The following is a 19777-nucleotide window of genomic DNA, read 5'->3' on the forward strand; positions in this document are numbered from 1 at the left end:
TGATGGAGAGCCCTTTCGTGCTATTGGAACGCACCAGCTCTTCGCTTCCATTCAGTCCGGGGCGGAACATCTTTGACGCGCGTTGCTCGAGTCGATTTGCCGCAACATTCCGCGCTTAGGCCGCTCTACGCCGAGGCAGGCTTCGCTGACGCATTCGCGATCGATCTGCCAAGCAATGCGACCGGCGACGCCGAGCGCCTCGCCGCCCATATGCTTATGGGTCAGGCGCGGTGGGTCGGCTGGCTAATAGCTCTAAGGGACACTTTGGTTGCGGGGTTTGGTCTCAAGACATCGTCTGCGTTGCGCGATGACGTTGCGACCGACAGGATCGATTTCTTTCGGGTCTACGATCGGCGGCGTCACGAGATTATTCTTGGCGAGGACGATCGCCATCTCGACTTCCGTTTGTCCGTTTTGGTTGAAGAGTCCGCTTTGCGCCGTCGACTTGTCGCAACAACGGTCGTGACCTTCAATCATTTGGGAGGGCGGGCCTATATCGCGGGAATTGCGCCTTTCCATCGCCTGATCGTAAAATCGTCTTTGCGTCGAGCCGAGCGATCGGGCTGGCCATCTGAGCTGTGAGGTCGCGCGCCGCCGGCTGGACCAAATTCGGTACGTCTGCTTTCGGGCGTATAGCGTCCAGGCTACGGCTCGGCGCTAGCGAGTCCGCGTCCTAGATCGGCAGCAGCGCGTCCGGCTTCACATTGGCGATCGAGGCGTAGGTATGCGTCTCCCTGACGCCGGGCAGCGGCAGGATCACCCGCTGCAGGAAATCCTGGAACATCGCCATATCGGCGATGCGCGCCTTGACCAGATAGTCGAAGCCGCCGACCACCATGTGGCATTCGATGATCTCGGGCGCCCGCACAACCGCCTCGGCGAAGCGGTCGAAGACATGCGGCGCCGTATGATCGAGCCGCACCTCGATGAAGACGAGTTGTGCCTGCCCGATCCGGGCCGGGTCGAGAACGGCCCGCACCGCCCGGATGAAGCCTTCGGCGAACAGCCGCTTGATGCGTTGCGCCGCCCCGGTCGGCGACAGGCCGACGCGGCGGGCCAGATCGAGCGTCGTGCGACGGCCATCCTCCTGCAGCAAGCGCAACAGCGAGCGGTCGATACGGTCGAGATCGTCCATTTTTTGAATTCACACTTTCCAGCCACGGATAGCGCGATTATCACGCAAAAATCGCGAAAACAGCATATTTCATCACGCTGTCGAGTGGCAATACCGTTGGCGGGCAACGCAACCCGACCAAGGTAAATCCCATGACATCGACCATACGAACCACCCGCAGTGCCCAGACCAAGGGCGACACAGCTGTGCTCATCCTGAGCGAAGGCGAGGTGAAAACATGCATCGACCTGCGCCGGCTTCTCGATGCGTTGGCGGAGGGCTTCAAGGCATTGTCCCGCGGCGAGATCGTCAATCCGGCGCGGCCACAGCTCGACATTCCGCAAGCCGGCTATTCGCTGGCGATGCCGGCCTGGATGGCGGGCATGCATCTGACGGTGAAGATCGTCAACGTCTTCGAAGGCAACATCGCCCGCGCGATCCCCAGCCATCTCGCCACCATCCACCTGTTCGACCCGCAAACGGGCATGCCGGTCTGCGTCATGGACGGCACCTATATCACCGCCGTGCGCACCTCCGGCTCGGCCGTGCTCTCGGTGCGGGAACTGGCCCGCCGCGACGCCAGGGTGGCAACGGTGGTCGGCGCCGGCGTGCAGGCCGGCCAGCACTTGCACCTTTTGCCGCTGGTGCGGGACTTCACCGAAATCCGCGTTGCCTCGAAGGAGTTCGCGGACGCGCAGGCACTGGCAGCGCTGCATCCGGGCGTCGTCGCCGTCAGCGATCTGGAGGCCGCGGTGCGCTCGTCGGATGTCGTGTGCCTGGCCACGCATTCCTACCAGCCGGTGATCGCCACCGAATGGCTGCGGCCCGGCACGCATGTCTCGTCGGTGGGCGTCGCCCCGCCCGGCGGCGAACTGCCGATCGAGCTTGTCGGCCGGGCCAGCCTGTTCGTCGAGACCAGGGACGCCTTCGCCCCTACCCCGGTCGGCTCTTGCGAACTCGATGGCATCGATCCGCAAACCGGAACCGAGCTTGGCGAGATGCTGCTTGGGCTGCGGCCGGGAAGGACCAGCGCCGACCAGATCACCGTCTACAAGGCCATGGGTGTTGCCATGGAGGACCTGGTGGCGGCCGACCTTGCTTATCGCGAGGCGGTTCGTCGAGGATTAGGGCGGGCTGTGGCCTTGTAGTGGACGTTGCCGATCAGCGGAGCCAGCGCTGCCCTCACTGCCCTGCCGGCCATTTCTCCCCTTGGAACGGGAAGAAATGGCTGCGCAAACGACCGAGGGAAGGTCGCGCCGTTTGACTGGATACGAAATCATTTTTACGACTGCTGGATGCAGTCGAATCCTCCCCAAAAAATCGTCGTCATCGGTGGTGGCATTGCCGGCCTGTCGCTTGCGGCGGCCTTGCGGGATTGGGCTGACGTCACCGTCCTTGAGCGCGAGCCACATCTTGGCTATCACGCCAGCGGCCGCTCCGCCGCTTTGTTCACCGAGACCTACGGCAACCGGCTGGTGCGCGCGCTGACGCTCGCCAGCCGGCAGGCAATCGTCGAAGGCGGCTTCATCGCCCATCGGCGCGGCGCGCTGCATGTCGGCTGGAAAGGCGACGGCGCCGCGATCGACAAGCTGGCCGATGAATTGCAGGCGCTGGTACCCAGCGTGCGCCGCCTGTCGTCGGCCGAACTCCACGCGCTGGTTCCCGCCATTGCCGCTGAAGCCACTTGCGGCGGCGCCTATGAGCCGGACGCCGTGGATATCGACACCGGCAAGATGCTGGCGGCCTGCGCCTCGGCGCTGAAGGCCGGCGGCGGCACAATCCGCACCAGCGAGGAGGTGCGCGCCATTTCGCAAGACGGCGGCGGCCTGCGCGTGGAAACGAGCGCCGGTGTCTATCCAGCCGACATCGTCGTCAACGCCGCCGGCGCCTGGGTCGATGTCGTCGCTGGCCTGGCGGGGCTTTCCGGCCTCGGCTTCCAGCCCAAGCGACGCACCGCCTTCCTGTTCGATCCGCCCGCCGGCACCGACATCGCCAGTTGGCCGCTGGTGGTCGACTTGCACGAACAATTCTACTTCAAGCCCGACGCCGGCAGGCTGATCGGCTCGCTCGCCGACGAGACCGATTCCGAGCCTTGCGACGCCTGGCCGGAAGATATCGATGTCGCCATCGCCGTCGACCGCATCGAGCAGGCGACGACGATGCGCATCGGCCGTCCGTCGACGCCATGGGCGGGCCTGCGCACCTTCGCGCCGGACCGCACGCCGGTCGCCGGCTTCGACCCGCGCCTGCCCGGCTTCTTCTGGCTCGGCGGCCAGGGCGGCTATGGTTTCCAGGTGTCGCTGACCTTGGCCAGGCTGAGCGCGGCGCTGATGCGCGGCGAGCCCCTGCCGGAGGATGTCACGGCACTCGGCGTCACCGCCGCGGCGCTGGCGCCCGACCGCTTCCTGGTTTCGGCGACGGCGCCATGAAGCCCACACTGCCGCTGCTGCTGAGCCTCAATGGCGGCTATGTCGACACGGCCGGCTTCCTGGCGCTGCAGGGCCTGTTCACCGCGCATGTGACGGGGAATTTCGTCACCCTCGGCGCTTCCCTTGTGCTCGGCATTTCGGGCGTTCTGGCAAAGCTGCTGGCGCTGCCGGTGTTCTGCATCGTCGTCATCCTGACCCGGCTGGCCGGCGAGCATTTTCGCCGGCGCGGACATCAGGCGCTCGGGGTCCTGTTAGGAACCAAACTGGCGCTGCTTGTCATCGGCGCCGCGTTGGCGATCCGCTTTGGCCCCTTTGCCAGCGGCGACAGCGCGGCCGCCATCGTAACCGGCATGGTGCTGGTCGCCGCCATGGCGATCCAGAACGCGGTGCACCGGGTCCACCTGGCGGCCGCCCCGCCCTCGACGCTGATGACCGGCACCACCACCCAGATCATGATCGATCTCGCCGACCTCATCGGCGGCACGGCCCCGGAGGCTCGCCCGGCACTCATTGCCCGCCTGCGGCGCATGGCGGCGGCGGTCGCCGTCTTCGCCGCCGGCTGCGCGGCCGCCGCCCTCGGCTATGCCTACGCCAATGTCTGGTGTTTTATCGTTCCGCCGGTGATCGCACTGCTCGCCCTGATGCTGCGGCTTTCCGCGCCGGACGAGGAAGCCAACTAGCCCTCACCCTTCCTCCGTCCAGATCAGGCGCAGCAGGCGCAGCAGCGTCGCCCGCTCCTTCTTCGTCAGCCTTTGCAGGAACCTGTCCTCGTGCCGGCGAACCTGTCGCCGCCAGCCAGGCATGGCCTGTCTGGCCGCCGGCGTCAGGGTCAGCATCCGCACGCGCCTGTCCTCGGCATGGTCGTCGCGCTCGACCAGCCCGCGCTCTTCCAGTTCGGCGAGCAGCGGTGCCATGTTGGCACTCTTCATGCCGAGAAGACGGCACAGTTCCGCGGCGCGGATGCCAGGCCGCTCATCGATCAGCGCCAGCATGCCATAGGTGACCGGGCGCAGGCCCGCTTCGGTCAGTTCGACCGCGAAATCATTGAGCGCGAAAGCCGAGGCACGCTTGAGATTGTAGCCGACCTGCGCATCGAGCGCGTCGTCGGACATCATTTCTGGCCCGGTGTGAGGCTGGGTTTCGTCCATGCCAACCGATCGCCGCGATGCCGGCTCTTGTCAAGCGAAAAAGACTATGCGACATAGCAATTGAGATAGCTATGCTCCATAGCAATTCCCATGACTGTGGTGGAAGGGGAGGATACCGACCATGACCGACGAAACCGTGGCCTTCGACGTCGAGAACGGCATCGCCTGGGTGCGCTTCAACCGACCGGACAAGCGCAATTGCATGAACCCGGCGCTCAACCGACGCATGATGGAGGTTCTCGACGAACTCGAGTATCGCGCCGATGTCGGTGTGCTCGTGCTGTCGGGCGAAGGCAGCGCCTGGTCGGCGGGCATGGACCTCAAGGAGTATTTCCGCGAGACCGAAGCCAAGGGGCTCGGCGCCATCCGCAAGGCGCAATCCGAAGCCTATGGCTGGTGGCGGCGCCTGCGCTGGTACGGCAAGCCGACCATCGCCATGGTCAATGGCTGGTGTTTTGGCGGCGGCTATGGCCCGCTCTTCGCCTGCGACCTCGCCTTTGCCGCCGATGAGGCGCAGTTCGCTCTGTCCGAGATCAACTGGGGCATCCTGCCCGGCGGCGGCGCCACCAAGGTGGTGGTCGACCTGCTGTCGATGCGCGATGCCATGTACCACGCGCTGACCGGCGAACTCATCGATGGCAGGAAGGCCGCCGCCTGGAAGCTGGTCAATGAAAGCCTGCCGCTGGCGCGGTTGAAGGCGCGGGTCACCGAGGTCGCCAACATCCTTCTGAAGAAGAACCCGATCGCGCTGAAGGCCACCAAGGACGCCATCCGCCGCGTCGGCGAAATGACCTATGACAATGCCGAGGACTATCTGGTCCGCGCCCAGGAGGCGGCCAACTCGCACGACAATGAGGGCCGCAAGGAAGGCATCCGCCAGTTCATCGACGAGAAGAGCTACAAGCCGGGCCTCGGCACTTACGACAAGGCCAGATGACGCGACAAGCCAACGACGCGAGCCATCGACGCAATCTGGGAGGAGATGCGCATGCCGGCCTTGACGACTTCAGACCCGGTGGCTCTGCATGCCGGCGCGCAGCCGGACCGTGTTGCCTGCGTCGACCTGGCCTCCGGCCGGCGCTGGACCTATGCCGCGCTTGACGAGGCCATCCAGCGCACTGTGCGCGTTCTCGAAACCGGCTACGGCGTCAAGCCCGGGCAACGGATCGCCACGCTGGCCCGCAACAGCGCCGACCTCCTGATCCTGCAGCAGGCCTCAATGCGGCTCGGCGCCATCTTCGTGCCGGTCAACTGGCGCCTTGCAAGTGCCGAACAGCAGGCGATCCTTGCCGATTGCGATCCGGCGCTGCTGTTGCATGACGCCGTCCCGCAGGCGGCATTGCCCGGGCGCTGCATCCCTGTCGATGTCGCCGCCTTCGCGGTGGCGGTCGAGGCAGCGGCGCCGGCGCCGCGCCGTCCCTTGCCCGCCGACGATGCGCCCTCGATCATCCTCTACACATCGGGCACGTCGGGCCGGCCAAAGGGCGTCATCGTCACCGAGCGCAATGCCTTTGCCACGGCGGTCAATTTCGGCGTGCTGGGCCGCGTCGGCAATGCCAGCATCTTCCTCTGCGACGCGCCGATGTTCCATGTCATCGGCCTCCTCACCAGCCTGCGTCCGCCACTGCTTCAGGGCGGCACGGTGCTGATCTCGCCCGGCTTCGATGCCGGCGCCACCAATCGCCGCCTCGCCGATCCCACCCTTGGCGTCACCCATTATTTCTGCGTGCCGCAGATGGCCAGGATGCTGCGTGAACACCCCGACTTCACGCCGGCGCGCTGGACCTCGCTCACCGCCATCTTCACCGGCGGCGCGCCAAATCCGGCCACGGACATCCGCTGGTGGCTGGCCCAGGGCGTGCGCATGGCCGACGGCTTCGGCATGACGGAGGCAGGCACGGTGCTTGGCATGCCGGTCGAGGCCGACCGCATCGCCGGCAAGGCAGGCGCGGCTGGCCTGCCGGCGCCGACGATCGGCCTGCGCCTCGTCGACGACGATGGCCGCGACGTCGCGGCCGGCGAGCCCGGCGAGATATGGCTGTCCGGCCCCTCGATCACGCCCGGCTACTGGAACCGCCCGGAAGAGACGGACCGCGCCTTCACCGCCGATGGCTGGTTCCGCACCGGCGACATCGCGCGGCGTGACGAGGAAGGCTTCGTCACCCTCGTCGACCGCCGCAAGGACATGTTCATTTCGGGCGGCGAGAACGTCTATCCCGTCGAAATCGAAACCGTCTTGCTCGACCATCCCGGCATCGCCGAAGCCGCCGTGATCGGCATCGCCGACGCGCGCTGGGGCGAAGTCGGGCGCGCCTTCGTGGTGGTGAAACCCGGATGCGTGGTCGACCCGGCCGATCTGGCCAACCATTGCGGCGCCCGCATCGCCCGCTTCAAGGTGCCGAAAGAGTTCCTGCTCACCGACACGCTGCCGCGCACCGCATCCGGCAAGATCCAGAAGCACATTTTGCGCGCGTGGACAGCACCGGTCCCCCGGCTGAGCTAAGGCAGACCGCGGTTCAGCCGGCGGACGCCGAGCGGAAAACCGCCACCGCAGCCGCGAAGATTTCCGCATTGTCCTTGGCCACGGTTCCATCGGCCAGCGTCTTGCCGTCTTCCAGCCCGACCCTCGTCGACCAGCGCTTTTGGCGCGCCAGTTCGACGAACGGCCAGACGGTGGCGTCGACGCCATGCAGCAGGATCGGCCGCCGCATTTCGGCGCGTTCGAGCACGGCGGCGATGCCGCTTGCCTCGGCGAGTGCTGCGGCGAGGTCCGGCATGTCGATCTCGATCAGGATGCGCAGCACCCGGTCGTGGTCGGTGAGCGCCACGAACCGCTCGGCGTCTTCCATCGTGGCGAGCCCGGCCTCGATGCCGACGCCGCGCTGGCGCAGCAGATCCATCACGGCGGGCGCGTCGGCCTCGGAGAGATTGACCGAGGCGTAGTCGGGCAACTGACGCCAGCCGGCGACCGCCGCGCGGGTGCGCGCGACATCGTTCTCGATCCAGGCGCCGGTCGACACGCCGACCAGCGTGCCCGGGCAGGCCCGGCGCACGGCCAGCACCGTCGCATCGACGGCGGCCAGGCTTTCACGCCCATCGGCGCCGCGCGGATGGATGTGCAGCTCGGCGGCACCGGCCGCGACGCAGGCAGCGGCATCGCTGGCCATGGCCTGCGCCGTCAGCGGCAGCTTCGGGTGAAAGTCGCGCGGACGCGCGCCGTTGATGCAGGCCTGGACGATCATCAATGTCACCTCGGACAAGGGAGGCCGCAGTCTAGACGCACGACAAGGCAGGGCAAAGCGTTGCGCGCTGTCTCTCCTGACAGCGCGGCCATGATTCCTCGGTATTTGAATAAAACCCGCCTGTGGATATTTACCCCACATTCCGCCGGAGCGGCCAAGATAAATTAGGGCGGGATCATGGAGGGAACCATTGACCAGCGATTTTTCAGCCGCCCGCATCCATCTCGAACGCGCTTATCATTATCTGCGCGGCAATGATGAGACGAGCCGCTCGGCATGCGAGGCCCTCGACCTCCTGATCGAGACGGTGGCGGAAGCCCAGCATAGGCGGCCCGAGACCGGCGTGCTGGAATTTCCGCAAGCGATGGTGCGGCAAATCTGACTAGGACGCCTTGCGGGCCGGCGCCGCGCTTGCCGGCCCGGTGGCGCGCGCGACGATCTGCTCCAGCGGCTCGGGCCGGTGCAGCAGGAAACCCTGGCCGAAATCGACGCCCATCGCCTGCAGGATGTCGAGCGTCTCGGCTTGCTCGATCTTCTCGGCCACGACGGCGCAGCCGACGCTGCGGGCAATGCCTGATATGGCCGAGACGATCTCGCGGTCGAAGCGGCTCTCGGCGATGTGCTCGATGAAGGAACCGTCGATCTTGATGGCATCGACCGGAAAGCGCCTGAGATATTCGAACGAGCTCATGCCGGCGCCGAAATCGTCGAGGCTGACCTTGCAGCGCCGCTCGCGCGCCTTGCGCACGAACGTCTCGGCGGCGTCGAAATTGGTGACGGCGGCGGTTTCGGTGATCTCGAAGCCGATGCCGGAATGCGGCGCCCCGGTCTCCTCGATGATGCTGTCGACGAAATTCCACAGTCCGGGATCGCTCAGTGTCTGCGCCGACAGGTTGAAGCCGAGCGTGATCGCGCCGGACTTCATCGCCGCGCCATGCCGCGACAGCGCGGTGCGGATGATCCAGCGATCGAGCCTGGCGGCGATGCCGAAGCGCTCCGCCGCCGGGATAAATTCGCTGGGCGGGATGAGTTTGCCGCCGCGTCCGGCGAGCCGCGCCAGCACCTCGACATGGCGGGTCTCCTGCCAAGGCCGGCCCAGCCGGTGGATCTCCTGGCCGAACAGTTTCAGCCGGCCGTCCTCCATGGCGTCGACCGTGTCGGCGGCGAGCCGCGCCGCGTTGAGGCCGCCGGTGGCGGCCTCGGCCGAAAACACCGCGAAGCGATCGCGCCCGGCGGCCTTGGCCGCGTAGCAGGCATCGTCGGCGCAGGCCAGCGCATCGGCGACCGTGGTCGCCCGGTCGTCGACAATGGCGATGCCGATGCTCGCCGCGAGCCGCCGCGCGGTCGCGGCAAGGCCGAGATCGGCGCCGCGCACGGCCGCCAGTATGGCTCCGGCCAGCCGCTCGGCCTGCGCGGGATCGCAATGGGGCACCAGCAGGGCGAACTCGTCGCCGCCGAGCCGCGCCGCATGCGCCGATGGCGGCAGGCAGCGGCTAATCCCCGCCGACACGCTCTTCAGCGCCAGATCGCCTGCGGCGTGGCCGGCGAAGTCGTTGAGCGCCTTGAAGTAGTCGAGATCGACGTAGAACACCGCCAGCGGCACGCCCGCGGCGATGTGGTCGGCCAGCAGCCTGTCGAAGGCGGCGCGGTTCCACAGGCCGGTCAGCGCATCGTGGCGGGCGGCGAACGCAAGCTCCTGTTCGCGCAGCTTGTCCTCGGTGATGTCGCGCACCGTGCCGAGGACCTGGCCGGCGGCACCCGCAGCTGCGACGAAGCGCACCAGCGATTCGACATGGCGGACCTCACCGTCACGCTTGATGATGCGGTATTGCCAGGCGGTGACCGCGTCCGAGCCCGGAGGCGGCAAATGCGCCCGCTCGGTGGCTTCCTTGTCGTCCGGGTGCAGAAAGCTGTGCCAAAGGTCGGCCGTCACCTCGTCGGTATCGGCAACGAGCCCGAATATGTCCCTGGTGCGGGCATCCCAATAGCTCTTGTGGGTGGCGATGTCGTGGTGCCAGATTCCGGTGCCGCTGGCGGCGAGTGCCAGGCGGAAGCGCATGGTGACCTGTTCGAGCGCGGCCTCGGCCGCCTTCTGCTTCGAAATATCGGTCTGCACGCCCATCAGCCGCAGCGGCCGCCCATCGGCGCCGCGTTCGACGATGCCGCCGCGGTCGAGCACCCACACCCAGTGGCCCTGCTTGTGCTTCAGCCGAAGTTCGGTCTCGATGGCATCGGTCAGCCCGGCAATGTGGCGGTCGCCGCTGGCCAGCGCCCGCTCGCGGTCGTCGGGATGGGTGAGCTGCAGCCACAGATCGCTGGTGTTGGCGAGTTCATCTGCCTCATAGCCCAGCATTCGCGCCCAGGTCGGCGAATAGAAGCAGTCGCCGGTGCGAAGATCCCAATCCCAGACGCCAAGATGGGCCCGCTCCAGGGCCTTGGCCCAGAACGCTCCATTGCGACTTTTCTTGCCCTGACGCGCCATCGTCTGTTTTCGCCTGCTCCACCCGCGGGCAATCTGCGACAAAACCAGAGAAGAAACAGTTACCGGGACCCGGCAGGCATGCCTTCCCGCCTGCAATATTTCGTGGCGCCTCGTCTTTCGATTGGCCGGCAAGAACCGGAGTTTTGCGCTCCCCCGATGGTCCTAGGGATGGCTCAGGTCATCAGCGACACCGGTACGCGGATGACCCCAGCAAAACACGAAAGGACGCTCCCAATGACCAAACAGGAAGACAACAAGGCCGTCGTCGTCAGATGGTTCACCGACTTCTGGGGTGAAACCTGCGATCTGTCCGTCGTCGACGACATCGCCGCGCCCGACATGCTGCTCAAATATTCGCTGCATGAGCCACGCCGGGGCCGCGACGACATCAAGGCCTTCATGACCGATTTCCGCGCCGCCTTCCCGGATCTCAACTTCTGGGCCACCGCCGATCTCATCGCCGAGGGCGATTTTGTCGTCGGCCAGTGGGAGGGCGGCGGCACGCATACCGGCCCGGCTTTCGGCGATTTCCTCGCCGGTTCGCTGCCCGCCGCCACCGGCCGCGCCATGCGCTTCACCGGCACCACGGTGCTGAAGGTGATCGACGGCAGGATCGTTGAGGAGATCGGCCTCGACGACGGCGTCGCGGCGCTGACCCAACTCGGCCTGATCAGGGCCGCCTGATCCGCAGGGCCATCGCCGACCAGGCGATGGCCCGCTTCGACTGCGGCCGAAGCCCGGCAACCTTTCGGGTTTGGAAACCGCTCCGGCGCAGACACTACTTCTGCATTCAACGATGACATCTTCGTCAACGAATCCTTGACGGAAAGGGAAGAAATATAAGCATTCAATATTTGTATTTTTTATCCACCCCAAAGTGTAATCGAATAGTAATACTTCATCGACGAAATACCCCTGTTAATGCTTGGGCAGTTGGCGGGTTTCCTCAATGAGTGCGCACACCGCGCAGCGGAACGGCAAACGCCGCCCGCTTGGCGTTTTTGACCTGGACATCGCCGCGACCAGGAGCGGCTGGCTGCTGACCGCATTGTGCCTGGCCTATTCCCTGGCCGCGCTTTGCCTGCAGCCGGGCCGCTATATGCACCTGGCGCAATCCTACGCGGAGCCATTCGTCTTCTTCCTGCCGACGCTTCTTGCCGCCGGCCTCGGCGTCATGGCGCTGACATTTGCCAGGCATAGCCCGACACGGTTCATGCTCGACATGCTCAGGCAGCGCTGGCTTGGCGCCGCACCGGTGATCCTCCTGTCCTTTCTCGGCATAACCGCCTTTACCGCCTTCAAGATCGCCATCCCCGACATCGTGCCATTCTATGCCGACCGCATGCTGGTGGAGCTCGATGTTGGGCTGCATGGCGCCGATCCCTGGACATGGGCTCATCGCGTCGTTCCCGAATCCATTTCGGCTGTCATCTTCATCGCTTACGGATATGGCTGGCACGTGCAATGGTTCGGCACCTTGCTGTTCGTCGCCTTCTGGAACAGCCCGGCAGCGCGTCTGCGTTATCTCTGGGCGCTCGCGCTGACCACGATCCTGTGCGGCACCGTTCTGGCCATGGCGCTGTCTTCCGCCGGCCCGATATTTCACGACCAGTTCTACGGCGGCGACCGGTTTGCCGGATTGCGGACCGCCCTGGCGCGGAACGGCTACGCCGCGCCGGTCCGTATGTATGCCAGCTATCTGCTCACAGCCTACACAAGCGGCCGCCCCGATCTGGGCGGCGGCATCTCCGCCATGCCAAGCATGCATGTCGCCTTCGTCACGCTCAACGCGTTCTTCCTGAGCGGTTTCGGCCGCCGCTGGGCCGTCGCCGGCTGGTCTTTCGCGGCGCTCATCCTGTTCGGCTCGGTCTACACAGGCTGGCATTATGCCGTGGACGGCTACCTTTCGATCCTTGTCGTGTCCGTGATCTGGTACCTGACCGGCCGTTTCGTTCTGCCGCGGACGAGCCGCGACACCATCGGGATGCGCCTGCCTCTGCCCGAACCGGCGCCGCAATGACCGGGCCTGGCTGAGGCCGGGCGAACAACCCCACCGCCTTTCGGAAGGCCAGACGGCATTGGCGCCGCCTGACCTTGCCGGCTACTGGCTCGGCGCCATCGTGTGTTCGCACGACACTTTCGGGTTCATGTCGGCGAACGTGCCGGTCGGGTTGCCCTTCCAGGCCCAGACATGCAGCTCGTAGAATTCACCCAGGCCATAGCGATTGGGGGCGCTGTTGAAGTTGAACAGCTGGCCTTCCAGTGACGCCGGCCCCTTCGAGGTGATGTATTCGACCGCCACCAGCTTCAGCGTACCATCGGCCATCGGCTCGTACATCACGGCCTCGGGACGGGCGATGTCGATCTTGTCGTCCTTCAGATACTGGCCGTTGACGTAGTGGATGCCCATGGCGCCGCCGCTGATGCCGCTGGCGCAGGGAATGGGCGCGTAGCCCTCGGCCGTCGCCGCCTTGACGTCGAGGAACCGGCTGTTGGCCGCCCGTACCTTCTCGGCCAGCGGATTCGAACCCGTCTCGGTGCTGGCCGCTTCCTGATGCGCCTGTGCGAAGGTGGCGCAGACTGCCAGCATGGCCCCCGCCATGACGAGCCTGTTGCGAAGATTTGACATCATGTCCATTCCATTCTTCTTGAAAAAGCACAGCTGGCCGGCCGCCGGAAATACGGAGGCCCGGCAGGCAAGCGCTGTGGCTGTTGTTGCTTGGAGATCCCGAAATCGCTGAGAGGAATGCCGGGGAGGATCATCCCTTCGGCAGATACGGAATCGTTCCGGCCAGATCGGTATCGTCGATCAGCTGGAAGCGGCTGTCGCTGCCGCCCCGGCGCGCCGAAACGAAAGGCGCATAGGCCGGATCGTTGGTGAAGGCGCGCGCCGCCGCTTCCGACGGGAACGCCATCAGGGCGATCAGCGTGGTCTCGAGCGGCTTGCCTTCAAGCGTCTTCACATTGCCGCTAGATATTTGCCGCCATGCTTATGGACGATGTCGTGCACCGAGGCCGCGTAGGCCGGCACCCATTTCGGATCGTTCATCTTGATGTCCGCGATAACGTAGGCAGTCATGGTCGTCTCCTGGTTGCGGCGCACAGAGGTATCCCGTGCAACCGGCCAAAGGGCTCGCATGGCCGGCCCCTCGCCAACCAGTCCGCGATCTGTACTGGGGTGGTACAGTTTCCGTACTGGCCGCTTCATTCATGAAGGCCTAATGTTCGGCCAGCTTCGAGGAAGGAGCACCGATCATGGCCCAGCACGGATACAAGCAGTTCTGCCCGCTATCGATGGCCGCCGAGGTGCTGTGCACCCGCTGGACGATGGTGCTGATGCGCGAATTGGTGGCGGGTTCGACCCGCTTCAACGATTTGCGCCGCGGTGTCCCCAAAATGTCGCCGACCCTTCTGTCGCAACGGTTGAAGGAGCTCGAGCTGGCGGGGATCGTCGAGCGCAAGGAGGTGCCGGGCGAGAAAGGCATCTTCGACTACCGGCTGACCGAGGCCGGCCGCGATTTGCGCCCCGTCGTCGAAGCAATGGGGTTCTGGGGGCAGAAATGGGTCGAGTCCCGGCTGTCGCTCAAGAACCTCGATCCGTCGCTGCTGATGTGGGACATGCGCCGCAATCTGAACCCCTCGCCGCTCCCTGAAGGACGCACGGTGATACAATTTCTGTATCAGGATCTGCCGGCGTCCAAACGCTCATGGTGGCTGATCGTCGAAAAGCACGGCGAGGTCGATTTGTGCTGGTACGATCCGGGCTTTGATGTCGACCTTTACGTCGCGACGGACCTGCACACGATGACGGCAATCTGGATGGGGTTGCTGACCGTCGAGAAGGCCGGCGCGAAGGTTTCCCTGACCGGCGACCAGGCTATCGGCAAGAAAATGCAGACCTGGCTCGGGCTCAGCCCGTTCGCTGTGGAGCCCAAGCGGGCAGCGTAGGAGAACCGGTCCATGCCGCGAAAACAAAGGCTTACAGCGAGTCTTTGAATCCGGCTGGACGCGACCCGTCATCGGGATCGGATGCCTCAATCAGGTAGCGCTTGTTCTCATATGTCTCGATCAGGGTCGCGAGAACATCGAAGCGGTCACCATCGAGCGAGCCGACCTCCGGCTCGTTATCGAAATATCTTGTGATTTCGACGATCGCCCAATCGTAATCGGCTTCGGTCTTAAGGGATCGAATGTTTTCCATCGCACCTTCTCCGGGTCGATCTTGTCATATTCTTTGTTGGCAGGAAACGGGTGGCGGGGCCGGCTTCCAGCGGCTCCAATGCGGCATGTTCATCACTCTCGCCAAAGACCTGAAATCCACGCCGCTGCCGGTCACCGACGACCCGCGCTGGGCGCGCATCGTGGCGCGCGACAAATCCGCGGACGGACAATTCTGGTATTCGGTGGCGACGACCGGCGTCTACTGCCGGCCCTCCTGCCCCTCGCGGCGCGCCAACCCTGCCAATGTGCAACTGCACGACACGCTGGCTCGGGCGAAGGCGACCGGCTTTCGCGCCTGCCGGCGCTGCAACCCGGATGGCCCTTCGCTGGAGGCCGGCAATGCCGCGATGGTCGCCGATGCCTGCCGCAGGATCGAACAGAGCGAGGAAGAGCCCTCGCTCGTTGAACTGGCTGATGCCGCCGGCCGCAGCGCCGGCTATTTCCACCGCGTATTCAAGGCAATCACCGGGCTGACGCCGAAGGACTATGCCGCCGCACACCGTGCCGCCCGGGTTCGCCAGGGCCTGGAAGACGGCGCCAGCGTCACAGTGGCGATCTACGATGCCGGCTTCAATTCGAGCGGGCGCTTCTACGAGAAATCCACCGGCATGCTCGGCATGACGCCGACGCGCTATCGTGCGGGCGGCGCCAATGAGGACATACGCTTTGCCGTCGGCGAGACCTCGCTCGGCGCCATACTGGTCGCGTCGAGCCGCAAGGGCGTCGCCTCGATCCTGCTCGGCGACGATCCGGACACGCTGGTGCGCGACCTGCAGGACCGTTTCCCCAAGGCGCGGCTGATCGGCGGCGACCAAGACTACGAGGCGCTGGTCGCCCGCGTCGTCGGCTTCGTCGAGGCCCCACAGCTCGGCCTCGACCTGCCGCTCGACGTGCGCGGCACCGCCTTCCAGCAGCGCGTCTGGCAGGCCTTGCAGGACATACCGGTCGGCAACACGGTTTCCTATGCAGAGATCGCCGAGCGCATCGGCGCTCCCAAGGCAACCCGCGCCATCGCCGCCGCCTGCGCCGCCAACGCCCATGCGGTCGCGATTCCCTGCCACCGCGTGATCCGCAAGGACGGCGCGCTGTCCGGCTACGCCTGGGGCGCCGAGCGCAAGCGCGCGCTGCTCGACCGCGAGGCCCACGGGTCGGCGAAGGCCGCCGACAGGGCCTACCGGTCTTCGCGGGCGTGACGACCGGCGATGCGCACGATGGCAAGGCCTTCCGCCGCCGGTGCGAACATCGAGATCGCCAACGGTGCTGCCATAGACGCGAAGACACAGGTCTTGGCCGCCATCGGCAGGCTTGTCGCCGATGGCAAGGCCGAGTGGAGCCGCACCGCGAGTGGCGAGGTTGAGCTGCGGTTGTTGAGTGGCGAGGTGTTCGTGCTGGGTGAGGTGTCCGTCACGCGTGTTGCCTGACATTCTCGGTGAAATGCGAAATAGTCCAAATCAGCGCTCTACGGCGCCCCCCTCTGTCCTGCCGGACATCTCCCCCACGAGGGGGGGAGATCGGCTGTGATCACGGCTTCGCCAATTTTCAACGTTGCAGCAAGGAGCGTGGCGCCAAAGCTGCCAATCTCCCCACCCGTGGGGGAGATGTCCGGCAGGACAGAGGGGGGCGCCGTAGGGTGCTTACCTCAAACCCGAGATTTGAATTTGAAAGCAAGCATCGGAGTGAGGGACGCAAGGCACACAGCTAGGGTTCAGCCACAGACACAGGAGTGAAGACAATGAACCCGATGCAAACCCACATGCCCGCGACAGCCAGCAACGCTGCCACCCTCGACGCCATCGCCTACGCCGTCGGCCAATCCGCGATCGGCAAGATCCTCGCGGCGCGCAGCGCGATCGGCGTCTGCGCCATCCTGATCGGCTCGGACGCCGACGCGCTGGAGCAGGACCTCGCCGACCGCATTCCCGGCAAGGTGCTGGTCGAAGACAAGGGTGCCCTCCACGATGATCTCGCCGCGATTGCCCGCTTCATCGAAACGCCGGGCGCCGGCCTCGACCTGCCGTTCGACATACGCCACGGCACGCCATTCCAGCAAAGGGTGTGGGAGGTGCTGCGCGCCATCCCTTGCGGCGCCACCATCACCTACACCGCGCTTGCCCGGCGCCTTGGCCAGCCGTACGGCGCGCGCGCCGTGGCGACCGCCTGCGCCGCCAACGCCATCGCGCTCGGCATTCCCTGCCACCGCGTGGTCCGCGCCGACGGCACGCTGTCGGGCTACCGCTGGGGCATCGAACGCAAGCGCGCTCTGCTCGACAAGGAGGCCGCGATATGAACGCCCATGCCAAGGTTGCCACAGCGGCGGTGGAAGCCGCCGAAACACGCGTCGCCATTTACGACTGGCCAGCGCTGGCCGCCGAGCTCGACGGCTTCGGCTGCGCGGTGATGCAAAAACTGCTCTCGCCTGAGGAGTGCCGGCAGATCGCCGGCCTCTACATCAAGGAAGAGCATTTCCGCAGCCACATCCACATGGCCAGGCACGGTTTCGGCAAGGGCGAATACCGCTACTTCCGCTATCCCTTGCCCGACCTCGTCGGCGGCCTGCGCAGCGCGCTCTATCCCAGGCTGGCCGAGGTCGCCAACCGCTGGAACGAGCGCATGGCGATCCCCCTGCGCTACCCCGCCACGCATGCCGAATTTCTCGACCAGTGCCACGCCGCGGGCCAGGTCAGGCCGACGCCGCTTTTGCTGCAATATGTCCCCGGCGACTTCAACTGCCTGCACCAGGATCTCTATGGCGACCTCGCCTTTCCCCTGCAGGTGGCGATCCTGCTCTCCGAGCCGGGCAAGGATTTCACCGGCGGCGAATTCGTGCTGACCGAACAGCGGCCGCGCATGCAGAGCCGGGTCGAGGTGGTGCCCTTGCGCCAGGGCGACGCCGTGGCCTTCGCCGTCCACAACCGGCCGGTGCAGGGAACCAAGGGCAACTACCGCGTCAACCTGCGCCACGGTGTCAGCCGCCTGCGCTCAGGCATGCGCCACACGGTCGGCATTATCTTTCACGATGCGAAGTGAGCGTTTCTTACCTTCCCCCCCTTGTGGAGAAGGGAAAGCGCCGCCTCGTTCCGCGTCGCCGAAGACCATCTCCAGGATCCACGGGCACGCGTAATAATCGGCGATGCGGTCGATGACGCCGCCGTCGGCATGGACGCGCACGAAATAGGCTGGCCGCCAGAGCTCGCCATGGCGCCTGTCGACGACCAGCACGGCCTCCCCTTCGATCGTGTCTGGCCGCATGCGCCAGGGCTCGCCGTGCTCATACTCGACGAAATAGGGCGAGTCGGAGAGCAGGCCGTTGTAGCAGTCCGAAACCCGCAGCCGGGCGTCGGCGCTGGTCAGCGCCCGCACCCCGTCCCAGTCCCTGGCATTGAAGAGCTCGACATAGCGGCTAAGCAGCCGCTCCAGTTCGGGATCGTGCGCCGGCGCCGCGACCGGTTGCGCCGGCAAGGCGGCGAGCTTGGCCCGGCCGCGATTGAGTGCCGACTTGACGCCCCCCGATGTCGAACCGACCAGGCCGGCAATCTCCTCCAGCGAATGGTCGAAGACATCCTTGAGCAGCACGCAGGCGCGCTCCTTCGGCGGCAGGTGCACCACCAGCCTTTCGATGGCGCGGCCGGCGCCCGCACCGGCGGGTTCGACCGGCAGCACGATCTCATCGCTGGCATAGCCAGCTTCGGCCTTGAGCCGCGTGCGGCGGGTGCGGATGAAGTCGATGCACTTGTTATGTGCGATGCGGAACAGCCACGGCCGCAGCGCCTGTGTGTCGTCGAGCAGCCCGATCTTGCGATAGGCCTCGAACAGCGCCTCCTGCATGATGTCCTCGCCATCGAGGGCCGAGCCGGTCATGCGCGCGCAATAGCGGTGCAGACGGACGCGCAAATGCGAGACCGTCTCCAGGAACGCCCTGTAGCGCAGGTCGAACAGGCCTTCGGGGTCGAGGCGCGGCTCGATGCCTTGCCTCGTCTCAGGGGAATTGCGGATCTGCTGGTTCATCGCGGCACGTCGCTCAGCGTCACCGCAGCATTGCGCAAGCGCTGCGCATCCACAAGCCCGAAGTGCGACCCGATCGGCCCTCTCATGCCTACGCCGCCTTGCCGCCGGCGACCTTGCCGCTGACGGCATTGTCACCGGCATCCGGCAGCCCGAGCCTCGGCCGCACCCAGGCGGCGAGGCGGCCGATCGCGTCGTCGGCCTCCGGCGCCCGGCCGGCCATCATCTGGAAGGAGTGCAGCATGTCGTCGAAGACGTCGAGGCGCGTCTCGACGCCAGCCTGCCGCGCGCGCTCGGCGAACATGCGGCTTTCGTCGACCAGCGTCTCGTCGGCGCCGGCCTGCAGGAAGACCGGCGGAAAGCCACTCAAATCGGCATAGAGCGGGCTGACCTCCGGATCGAGCCGATCGTAGTCGCCGATGAAGTTGGTCACCAGCCAGTCGACGCCTCCCTTGGCGAAGAAGGGATCCTTTTCACGGTTGGTTTCGTAACTGGTGGCGGTCAGCGCCATGTCGAACCAGCCGGAGATGATCAGCGTGGCGGCCGGCAGCGGCCGCTCCCGCGCGCGCAGCCGCTGCAGGACGCCATAGGTCAGCACCGCGCCGCAGGAATCCGCGGCAAGCGCGATCCGCCTGGTGTCGAAGTCCTGGTCGATGAGCCAGTCCCAGGCTGTCATCGCCGCCTCGAGCTGGGCCGGATACTTGGCCTGGTCGGCCAGCGGATAGCCATAGAGCAAGGCCCGGCAGCCGACGGCCTTGGCCAGATGGCCGACCAGCTTGCGATGGGTGTAGATCGAGCCGCCGACGAAGCCGCCGCCATGCGCATAAAACAGCACCCGCCGCTCGTCCGCGCCCTTCGGCACGACCCATAGCGCAGGCACGCCGCCGGCATCCACCTCGACATAGTCGACGCCGCCGGGTTCGCCGGTCAGCGCCGTCCAACTGGCATCGTTGAACTCGACGAATGCCTGCGGGCTCATTTTGCCGGCATTGGCGCCGATCGCCGCGTAGTGGTTCCTGTTTGCTTCGCTCTCGATGCTCGCCATGATGCTCTCCTGGGTTACGGATCGCGGACCGCGCGACCTTTCGAGAAGCAGAGACGGATGGGCCGACAAAAAGGATACGTCGCCGCGGACGATT

Annotated in this window: 22 protein-coding genes and 1 pseudogene; 14 read left to right on the plus strand and 9 right to left on the minus strand. The window is 65.8% G+C overall.

The genetic code is table 11. The annotated features are described in order from the left end of the window. Positions 1-72 precede the first annotated feature (72 nt). On the plus strand, positions 73-582 hold the full coding sequence (locus tag D3242_RS31415) for a DUF2867 domain-containing protein (protein WP_064981809.1): 510 nt from the start codon (positions 73-75) through the stop codon (positions 580-582). Between the two features lie 91 nt (positions 583-673). Here D3242_RS31415 and D3242_RS31420 read toward each other — a convergent pair whose 3' ends face one another. Continuing rightward, a complete protein-coding gene (locus tag D3242_RS31420; protein WP_019859344.1) occupies positions 674-1135 on the minus strand; it encodes an Lrp/AsnC ligand binding domain-containing protein in 462 nt (153 codons plus the stop codon). A gap of 131 nt (positions 1136-1266) precedes the next feature. Between D3242_RS31420 and D3242_RS31425 the strand changes: the two genes are divergently transcribed. The 3 genes from D3242_RS31425 to D3242_RS31435 all read left to right on the plus strand — a co-directional run bounded on the left by D3242_RS31425 (position 1267) and on the right by D3242_RS31435 (position 4223). Continuing rightward, positions 1267-2262, plus strand: a complete 996-nt coding sequence (locus D3242_RS31425; protein ID WP_064981811.1) for an ornithine cyclodeaminase family protein — start codon at positions 1267-1269, stop codon at positions 2260-2262. A 147-nt stretch (positions 2263-2409) separates the two neighbouring features. Beyond that, positions 2410-3543, plus strand: a complete 1134-nt coding sequence (locus D3242_RS31430; RefSeq protein WP_064981812.1) for an NAD(P)/FAD-dependent oxidoreductase — start codon at positions 2410-2412, stop codon at positions 3541-3543. Next, a complete protein-coding gene (locus tag D3242_RS31435) occupies positions 3540-4223 on the plus strand; it encodes a YoaK family protein (RefSeq protein ID WP_064981814.1) in 684 nt (227 codons plus the stop codon). The genes D3242_RS31430 and D3242_RS31435 overlap by 4 nt, the downstream gene beginning before the upstream one ends. 3 nt (positions 4224-4226) lie before the next feature. Here D3242_RS31435 and D3242_RS31440 read toward each other — a convergent pair whose 3' ends face one another. Next, entirely contained in the window at positions 4227-4655 is a 429-nt protein-coding gene (locus D3242_RS31440) for a MarR family winged helix-turn-helix transcriptional regulator (RefSeq protein ID WP_245435309.1), read from the minus strand. 157 nt (positions 4656-4812) lie between these two features. On the opposite strand from D3242_RS31440, the gene D3242_RS31445 reads away from it, so the two are divergent. Both D3242_RS31445 and D3242_RS31450 read left to right on the plus strand, forming a co-directional pair. Continuing rightward, entirely contained in the window at positions 4813-5628 is an 816-nt protein-coding gene (locus tag D3242_RS31445; RefSeq protein WP_019859350.1) for a p-hydroxycinnamoyl CoA hydratase/lyase, read from the plus strand. 45 nt (positions 5629-5673) lie between these two features. Continuing rightward, positions 5674-7194 (plus strand): AMP-binding protein, encoded by a 1521-nt coding sequence (locus D3242_RS31450; RefSeq protein ID WP_081295936.1) that lies wholly within the window; start codon positions 5674-5676, stop codon positions 7192-7194. Positions 7195-7207: 13 nt separating this feature from the next. On the opposite strand, the gene D3242_RS31455 is transcribed toward D3242_RS31450, so the two are convergent. Continuing rightward, positions 7208-7933, minus strand: a complete 726-nt coding sequence (locus D3242_RS31455) for a 3-keto-5-aminohexanoate cleavage protein (protein ID WP_064981818.1) — start codon at positions 7931-7933, stop codon at positions 7208-7210. Positions 7934-8123: 190 nt separating this feature from the next. Between D3242_RS31455 and D3242_RS31460 the strand changes: the two genes are divergently transcribed. Then, positions 8124-8315: a hypothetical protein gene (locus D3242_RS31460; protein WP_019859353.1), complete on the plus strand. Its 192-nt coding sequence runs from the start codon at positions 8124-8126 to the stop codon at positions 8313-8315. Here D3242_RS31460 and D3242_RS31465 read toward each other — a convergent pair whose 3' ends face one another. Continuing rightward, positions 8316-10415 carry an EAL domain-containing protein gene (locus D3242_RS31465; RefSeq protein ID WP_064981820.1) on the minus strand — a complete coding sequence of 700 codons (2100 nt, stop codon included), beginning with the start codon at positions 10413-10415 and terminating at the stop codon, positions 8316-8318. Positions 10416-10649: 234 nt separating this feature from the next. On the opposite strand from D3242_RS31465, the gene D3242_RS31470 reads away from it, so the two are divergent. Both D3242_RS31470 and D3242_RS31475 read left to right on the plus strand, forming a co-directional pair. Then, on the plus strand, positions 10650-11099 hold the full coding sequence (locus D3242_RS31470) for an ester cyclase (RefSeq protein WP_027047062.1): 450 nt from the start codon (positions 10650-10652) through the stop codon (positions 11097-11099). A gap of 265 nt (positions 11100-11364) precedes the next feature. Continuing rightward, positions 11365-12435: a phosphatase PAP2 family protein gene (locus tag D3242_RS31475; protein ID WP_064981822.1), complete on the plus strand. Its 1071-nt coding sequence runs from the start codon at positions 11365-11367 to the stop codon at positions 12433-12435. A gap of 81 nt (positions 12436-12516) precedes the next feature. Here the strand turns inward: D3242_RS31475 and D3242_RS31480 are convergent, their stop codons facing one another. Both D3242_RS31480 and D3242_RS34420 read right to left on the minus strand, forming a co-directional pair. Then, on the minus strand, positions 12517-13053 hold the full coding sequence (locus D3242_RS31480; RefSeq protein ID WP_171880376.1) for a hypothetical protein: 537 nt from the start codon (positions 13051-13053) through the stop codon (positions 12517-12519). Positions 13054-13174: 121 nt separating this feature from the next. Continuing rightward, a pseudogene (locus tag D3242_RS34420) lies at positions 13175-13623 on the minus strand (DUF1330 domain-containing protein). Between the two features lie 47 nt (positions 13624-13670). Between D3242_RS34420 and D3242_RS31490 the strand changes: the two are divergent. After that, on the plus strand, positions 13671-14363 hold the full coding sequence (locus tag D3242_RS31490) for a winged helix-turn-helix transcriptional regulator (protein WP_064981824.1): 693 nt from the start codon (positions 13671-13673) through the stop codon (positions 14361-14363). A 31-nt stretch (positions 14364-14394) separates the two neighbouring features. Here the strand turns inward: D3242_RS31490 and D3242_RS31495 are convergent, their stop codons facing one another. After that, the gene (locus D3242_RS31495) at positions 14395-14616 is read right to left on the minus strand and encodes an XRE family transcriptional regulator (protein WP_019859360.1); all 222 of its coding nucleotides are present in this window, start codon (positions 14614-14616) and stop codon (positions 14395-14397) included. Between the two features lie 85 nt (positions 14617-14701). Here D3242_RS31495 and ada point away from each other — a divergent pair, with 85 nt between their 5' ends. The 4 genes from ada (at position 14702) to D3242_RS31515 (ending at position 17663) form a co-directional block, all read left to right on the plus strand. Further along, positions 14702-15829, plus strand: a complete 1128-nt coding sequence (gene ada / locus D3242_RS31500) for a bifunctional DNA-binding transcriptional regulator/O6-methylguanine-DNA methyltransferase Ada (protein ID WP_064981825.1) — start codon at positions 14702-14704, stop codon at positions 15827-15829. A gap of 18 nt (positions 15830-15847) precedes the next feature. Beyond that, the gene (locus D3242_RS31505) at positions 15848-16057 is read left to right on the plus strand and encodes a hypothetical protein (RefSeq protein ID WP_223217704.1); all 210 of its coding nucleotides are present in this window, start codon (positions 15848-15850) and stop codon (positions 16055-16057) included. A 311-nt stretch (positions 16058-16368) separates the two neighbouring features. Next, positions 16369-16923: a methylated-DNA--[protein]-cysteine S-methyltransferase gene (locus D3242_RS31510; RefSeq protein WP_064981829.1), complete on the plus strand. Its 555-nt coding sequence runs from the start codon at positions 16369-16371 to the stop codon at positions 16921-16923. After that, entirely contained in the window at positions 16920-17663 is a 744-nt protein-coding gene (locus D3242_RS31515; protein WP_019859364.1) for a 2OG-Fe(II) oxygenase, read from the plus strand. The genes D3242_RS31510 and D3242_RS31515 overlap by 4 nt, the downstream gene beginning before the upstream one ends. On the opposite strand, the gene D3242_RS31520 is transcribed toward D3242_RS31515, so the two are convergent. Together D3242_RS31520 and D3242_RS31525 are read right to left on the minus strand one after the other, a co-directional pair. Then, positions 17616-18641, minus strand: coding sequence for a sigma-70 family RNA polymerase sigma factor (locus tag D3242_RS31520; protein WP_223217703.1), 1026 nt, complete (start codon positions 18639-18641; stop codon positions 17616-17618). The genes D3242_RS31515 and D3242_RS31520 overlap by 48 nt on opposite strands. 88 nt (positions 18642-18729) lie before the next feature. After that, positions 18730-19683 carry an alpha/beta hydrolase gene (locus D3242_RS31525; protein ID WP_019859366.1) on the minus strand — a complete coding sequence of 318 codons (954 nt, stop codon included), beginning with the start codon at positions 19681-19683 and terminating at the stop codon, positions 18730-18732. Between the last annotated feature and the right edge of the window lie 94 nt (positions 19684-19777).

Origin of the sequence: Mesorhizobium jarvisii (genome assembly GCF_003601985.1) — a bacterium.
In the GTDB taxonomy this organism is placed as follows: Bacteria; Pseudomonadota; Alphaproteobacteria; order Rhizobiales; family Rhizobiaceae; genus Mesorhizobium; species Mesorhizobium jarvisii.

What these genes read in the sequence shown, in the direction of transcription:
- D3242_RS31420 (WP_019859344.1), bottom strand. Translation starts at nt 1,135, where the DNA reads ATGGACGATCTCGACCGTATCGACCGCTCGCTGTTGCGCTTGCTGCAG.
- D3242_RS31495 (WP_019859360.1), bottom strand. Translation starts at nt 14,616, where the DNA reads ATGGAAAACATTCGATCCCTTAAGACCGAAGCCGATTACGATTGGGCG.
- D3242_RS31435 (WP_064981814.1), top strand. Translation starts at nt 3,540, where the DNA reads ATGAAGCCCACACTGCCGCTGCTGCTGAGCCTCAATGGCGGCTATGTC.
- D3242_RS31430 (WP_064981812.1), top strand. Translation starts at nt 2,410, where the DNA reads ATGCAGTCGAATCCTCCCCAAAAAATCGTCGTCATCGGTGGTGGCATT.
- D3242_RS31515 (WP_019859364.1), top strand. Translation starts at nt 16,920, where the DNA reads ATGAACGCCCATGCCAAGGTTGCCACAGCGGCGGTGGAAGCCGCCGAA.
- D3242_RS31445 (WP_019859350.1), top strand. Translation starts at nt 4,813, where the DNA reads ATGACCGACGAAACCGTGGCCTTCGACGTCGAGAACGGCATCGCCTGG.
- D3242_RS31480 (WP_171880376.1), bottom strand. Translation starts at nt 13,053, where the DNA reads ATGGACATGATGTCAAATCTTCGCAACAGGCTCGTCATGGCGGGGGCC.
- D3242_RS31450 (WP_081295936.1), top strand. Translation starts at nt 5,674, where the DNA reads ATGCGCATGCCGGCCTTGACGACTTCAGACCCGGTGGCTCTGCATGCC.
- D3242_RS31470 (WP_027047062.1), top strand. Translation starts at nt 10,650, where the DNA reads ATGACCAAACAGGAAGACAACAAGGCCGTCGTCGTCAGATGGTTCACC.
- D3242_RS31475 (WP_064981822.1), top strand. Translation starts at nt 11,365, where the DNA reads ATGAGTGCGCACACCGCGCAGCGGAACGGCAAACGCCGCCCGCTTGGC.
- D3242_RS31520 (WP_223217703.1), bottom strand. Translation starts at nt 18,641, where the DNA reads ATGAACCAGCAGATCCGCAATTCCCCTGAGACGAGGCAAGGCATCGAG.
- D3242_RS31455 (WP_064981818.1), bottom strand. Translation starts at nt 7,933, where the DNA reads ATGATCGTCCAGGCCTGCATCAACGGCGCGCGTCCGCGCGACTTTCAC.
- D3242_RS31490 (WP_064981824.1), top strand. Translation starts at nt 13,671, where the DNA reads ATGGCCCAGCACGGATACAAGCAGTTCTGCCCGCTATCGATGGCCGCC.
- D3242_RS31440 (WP_245435309.1), bottom strand. Translation starts at nt 4,655, where the DNA reads ATGTCCGACGACGCGCTCGATGCGCAGGTCGGCTACAATCTCAAGCGT.
- ada (WP_064981825.1), top strand. Translation starts at nt 14,702, where the DNA reads ATGTTCATCACTCTCGCCAAAGACCTGAAATCCACGCCGCTGCCGGTC.
- D3242_RS31505 (WP_223217704.1), top strand. Translation starts at nt 15,848, where the DNA reads ATGGCAAGGCCTTCCGCCGCCGGTGCGAACATCGAGATCGCCAACGGT.
- D3242_RS31525 (WP_019859366.1), bottom strand. Translation starts at nt 19,683, where the DNA reads ATGGCGAGCATCGAGAGCGAAGCAAACAGGAACCACTACGCGGCGATC.
- D3242_RS31425 (WP_064981811.1), top strand. Translation starts at nt 1,267, where the DNA reads ATGACATCGACCATACGAACCACCCGCAGTGCCCAGACCAAGGGCGAC.
- D3242_RS31465 (WP_064981820.1), bottom strand. Translation starts at nt 10,415, where the DNA reads ATGGCGCGTCAGGGCAAGAAAAGTCGCAATGGAGCGTTCTGGGCCAAG.
- D3242_RS31510 (WP_064981829.1), top strand. Translation starts at nt 16,369, where the DNA reads ATGAACCCGATGCAAACCCACATGCCCGCGACAGCCAGCAACGCTGCC.